The sequence below is a fragment of the Monashia sp. HAY1-2A genome (assembly GCF_056755315.1).
The window spans coordinates 1-233 of the sequence record NZ_JBNDHY010000826.1 but is presented as its reverse complement, the minus strand read 5'-3'; the positions used below and the strand labels follow the sequence as shown (position 1 = coordinate 233).

At 40.8% G+C, this 233-nt stretch carries 1 pseudogene; it reads right to left on the bottom strand.

The annotated features are described in order from the left end of the window. A pseudogene (locus tag ACPYOM_RS24090) lies at nucleotides 1-233 on the bottom strand (hypothetical protein); the annotation flags it as partial.

The following is a 233-nucleotide window of genomic DNA, read 5'->3' as shown; positions in this document are numbered from 1 at the left end:
GTTGTACCCGTCCACTCTGTACATGGTCCAGCAAATCATCGATGATCGCATGAACATTGCACTGTCCGGCTTTTATAGTAATTCCTTTATCAAAAATCTGTCCAAGTTTAAAATTATCATAGTTTACAGGATAAACTCCCAGCACAGAAACGATTCCGCCTCTTCTTACGGAGCTCATGCAGGCTTCTAAAACTTTAATGGAACCTTTCTCAAAATTGATCACGGCTTTCGCA